The sequence below is a fragment of the Bacillus sp. 05T31 genome (genome assembly GCF_056396725.1).
Genome location: NZ_JBFTMA010000356.1, coordinates 1 through 4,260, shown reverse-complemented (window position 1 = coordinate 4,260; position 4,260 = coordinate 1). Strand labels below are relative to the sequence as shown.

The window sequence follows — 4,260 nt, the reverse complement described above, 5'->3', positions numbered from 1 at the left end:
GACCTAAATTGTGCTTTACACGTTTAGTAAGACTTTCGTCATTAGATTTTTGGAAAGTACCCAATGCTGAAAGTAAATATTCTTCTGCACTTTCGAAATCACTTAAGCGAGTGTGTGCCATCCCTAAAGTATTCAAACAAGCAGCAGTTTTTAATTCATACCCTGAACTAATTGAAAATACTTCATTTGCCTTCGTAGCAAATTGAACTGCTAGGATTGGTTTCAATATGTGATAGTAATGAACTGCAAGCCAATAATTAAATTCAGCTTTTTCGATTTCATCATGCATGTACTCTAAATACTTTTCAGCTTCTTCAAATTGCATTCTTGCTTCACTATGGTTTGCTGTATTAGTAGCATAAATTGCTTTAAATAAATGATGATAGTACTCTAAAAATGTTTCTGTAGGCTCTTGTAATGGCTCAATTTTATCCAAAATATCTTTTGAACTATCCATATCACGAATTAGCAGATTATACCGTGCATTCAATAAAGCATAGTAGACTAATATTGTTTGGTCTTCCTTAATATTATTGATTTTATCTGCAATCTCTTCTTTTATTTTATTAGACTGTAATACACGTTGTGAAATTATAGCTTGATACCAGTCGTTTAATAATTTTGTGATTTCTTCTTTAGAAATAATTTCAACATTCATATACGCTACCCCCTTTTGTTAAATGTTACCACAACATACTTGTTTATATAAATGATTTTTCGAATATTAAAACTTGATAAACTTTTTTGAATACTTATATTAAACAATGTTAATTTCAGATTTATTGAACTACCCCCACTTTAAATAATTATCTGTTAATCTTACCAATCCAATTAGTACAACAGTTAACGTGATACACAGGGAAGATTTAATTGAATAGAAAATATATTTTGAATAACTTCCCTTAAAATTAGTATCAGTATCCCTCATTCCCTCGTCTACCGATTTTAATATCCGTATTCCTTCAAGTACACATATATGATTTGATTTTATACGAAAAACCATGAATTATTAAAAATTTAGTTTCAGATAGAATACGTAGACCATAGGAGTTGGTGTTTCTTAATCCAGAATACATTACTGGGTCTTTTTTTATTAGTACAAGATATAAATCGTCAGTTTTAACTATATAGTTGAGAAGGAATGCTTATAAAAAGAAGGAGGAGCATAATGAAATATCAAACAATATTTCCCTCATTAAAGAAATCTCTTTTTATCTTTATCCTTTCTTTCAGTATGTTAATTTTCACACTTCCTACCTCGACCTTTGCACAATCCAATAACAATGCAAATCCTGTTACAAATTACTATGTATCCCCAACAGGAAGCGACCTCAATCCCGGTACATTAGATCAACCTTTCGCTACCATTCAAAAAGCTGCTAATGTCGCAACAGAAGGAAGTACAATCTACATAAGAGGCGGAGTTTATAACCAAAAGGTTCGTGTCACTCATTCTGGTGCCTCAGGAGCACCCATTACATTTCAAAATTACCAGGATGAAAAAGTCATTCTAGATGGTTCTAAAGTCAAGTTAGAAGATGATGGGTTATTTACAATAGAAGACAAAAACTATATTCAAGTAAAAGGATTAGAATTTCGCAATTTAAAATCAACGAAAGTTAGCGAAACCCCTATTGGTATTTATATCACTGGAACAGGAAGTTACATTGATATTAGAAATAATTATATTCACCACATTGAAGCAAATGTAAAGAATGGAAATGCACATGGCATTGCTGTCTACGGTACTTCATCTAGTGCACAAAATAATTTAAATCATATTGTCATCGATAATAACGAAGTARCAAATTTGAAATTAGGATTGAGTGAAGCAATTGCTATCAATGGGAATGTAGATTCCTTTGAAGTTACCAATAACAAAGTACATGATAACAACAATATTGGAATTGTTCTGATTGGACATGAAGGCGTATCTCCAGTAGCTGCTTTAGATCAGGCACGAAATGGAGTTGTTCGTAATAACATTGTCCATCACAATTCATCCTTTAATAATACTAGTTATAATGAATATTCAGCTGATGGTATTTACGTGGATGGTGGGAAGGAAATTATCATTGAGCAAAATCAAAGCTATGAAAAYGAYCTTGGTATTGAAGTAGCCAGCGAACATGCAGGAAAAAGCGCAAGCCAAATTACTGTTAGAGAGAATACGATATCCAATAATATCATGAGTGGTATTGCAATTGGTGGATATGATAGTCAGCAAGGATATGCAGAAAATAACACAATTACGAACAATGTAATTTATAAAAATGATACAAAAGATCAAGAGAGTGGCCAAATCGAATTAAATTACGATACCCGAAACAATGTAATTACCAATAACCAAATCTATGCAAGTAATAGCCGTATTTTTATCAGCAATAATTTCAATAAAAACACTAGAAACAAACTGGATTACAATCATTACTATGGTGATTTCGATCAAACTAATGGCTTATGGCAATGGAAAAGAAAAACGTATAAGGGATTTTCATCTTATCAGGCAGGTATGAATCAAGAAGGAAATGAACAACATAGTGTATTTAGCAAATTGTCTCCTTCATTCAAAATTATTTTAAAATGAAGCAAGTTTACTAAAATGACTTTATCTTAGCACACTTCAAAGCCCCTCCCCTATAATGGAAAGGATGAATTAAAAATTGCAGTTTCAATTGAAACTGCAATTTTTCCAAGCTTATAAAAACTCTGTATTTATTCTTTAAGTACATAGGCGTATCTATAATTATATTAGTAAGCTGCGGCCAATTTCTCCTAATATTAAGTACTAATACCTCCGCAGAAATTAATCTATTATTAATTCAGGAACAAATATATTAAAAATATGCCCCCTTATTTTTAGTATTTCTTTTTATATTTAATAGCTCCTTCTCCAATATGAATAAGCAACTTTTATTATCCCTAAAGAAATAAAGAAATATAAGAGGATATTCACAAATTGTTCTGCTGTAATATATTGAAGTATGTTAAGGAGAAACAATATAACTATTCCCAGATAAAGAATGTTATATAAAAAATTAGTAGTTTTATACTGAATCTCTAAACCCCTCTCATCTCTTGCCTCTTTGCTTTTTTGAAATTTAAACATATATAATTCACTTAGGCATGATAAAGCTATAATAATAATTATAACATACTTTATAAATTCCATTTATTTATTCCTCCTTATATTCGAAAACTTCCTCTAATGGTTTTCCAAAAGCTTGGGCTATTTTAAATGCAAGAATTAAAGAGGGATTATATTTATTCCTTTCCATAGAAGCGATAGTCTGTCGACTAGCACCTACTCTCTCTCCTAAATCTTGCTGTGTCCAACCTTTTTCGGCACGACAAACAACTATTCGGTTGTTTAACAACTACCCCCACCTCCTATGGATATCTTATCCTATTTTTAACATTTTGTATATTTTTTTTAACATTTCGAATATCATTTTTAACATTTTGTTAAATATTACATATAAAGAATTTTTAATAGACTAGTTTCTCTTTAATTTAATTAAATAATTATAATGGAAAACAGCACATAAATTTCTATGTGCTGTTTTCTAAATTAATTAATACTTAATTGGTTTTTCCAAAGTCAAGACAGAAGGAACTTGATTCGGTTTAGCTAAGCGTAACAATTGATATCCTATACCAGATAACCCCATAAATAAACCTGGAATTTCGATATGACGCCCAACACCAGTTTTATATTTTCCTATTTCTTGTTTTTCCTTAATTACATTCATCCCTACCGCATGAGCCATTCTATTCCATTCTGGACGTCCTAATATATTTCCTGCGACATGGAATAATTCTGAATTTCCTAGATCACCGTGACAAAGGGAATGGCTCCGCCCCATTCCAACATCTATAGTTGTAGATACTGCGGTTTCTATCTCTTGTTGTAATAATGTATCTTTAATATAAGGCAAATATAAAAGGCGACTTAAACCAATTCCAGTGGCCCCATGACACCATGCCGCAGAAAATTCACTAGACTTATGTTGTGAACACCTTAAATCTGCCCAATTACAATTTTTTGAATCATATAAAGAACGGTCATATCGAATTGCCTCTATTGCTGTTTCAAAATATTCCTGTTTGGAGGTTTGCTTATACAAGCTTAACAATGACCAGGCAATACCACTTGTACCGTGTGATAACCCTCCTAACATTGATTGACTTGAAGGATCCAACCAACCAATTCCTCTTTCTGTAACTATTTTATTTTCAAGTAAATGATCGCCATATCTT

General features: G+C 31.5%; 4 protein-coding genes. 1 reads left to right on the top strand and 3 read right to left on the bottom strand.

All coding sequences use genetic code 11. From position 1 onward, the window contains the following. Positions 1-658, bottom strand: a 658-nt coding sequence (locus AC1DJR_RS19200; RefSeq protein ID WP_477003264.1) for a response regulator aspartate phosphatase, incomplete at its 3' end; no start/stop codon positions are given. Positions 659-1,168: 510 nt separating this feature from the next. Here AC1DJR_RS19200 and AC1DJR_RS19195 point away from each other — a divergent pair. Further along, the gene (locus AC1DJR_RS19195; protein ID WP_477003263.1) at positions 1,169-2,587 is read left to right on the top strand and encodes a right-handed parallel beta-helix repeat-containing protein; all 1,419 of its coding nucleotides are present in this window, start codon (positions 1,169-1,171) and stop codon (positions 2,585-2,587) included. Positions 2,588-3,176: 589 nt separating this feature from the next. On the opposite strand, the gene AC1DJR_RS19190 is transcribed toward AC1DJR_RS19195, so the two are convergent. Next, on the bottom strand, positions 3,177-3,377 hold the full coding sequence (locus tag AC1DJR_RS19190; RefSeq protein WP_000933887.1) for a helix-turn-helix transcriptional regulator: 201 nt from the start codon (positions 3,375-3,377) through the stop codon (positions 3,177-3,179). Between the two features lie 198 nt (positions 3,378-3,575). Next, positions 3,576-4,260: lanthionine synthetase LanC family protein (locus AC1DJR_RS19185; RefSeq protein WP_477003262.1), on the bottom strand; the 685-nt coding region annotated here is incomplete at its 5' end.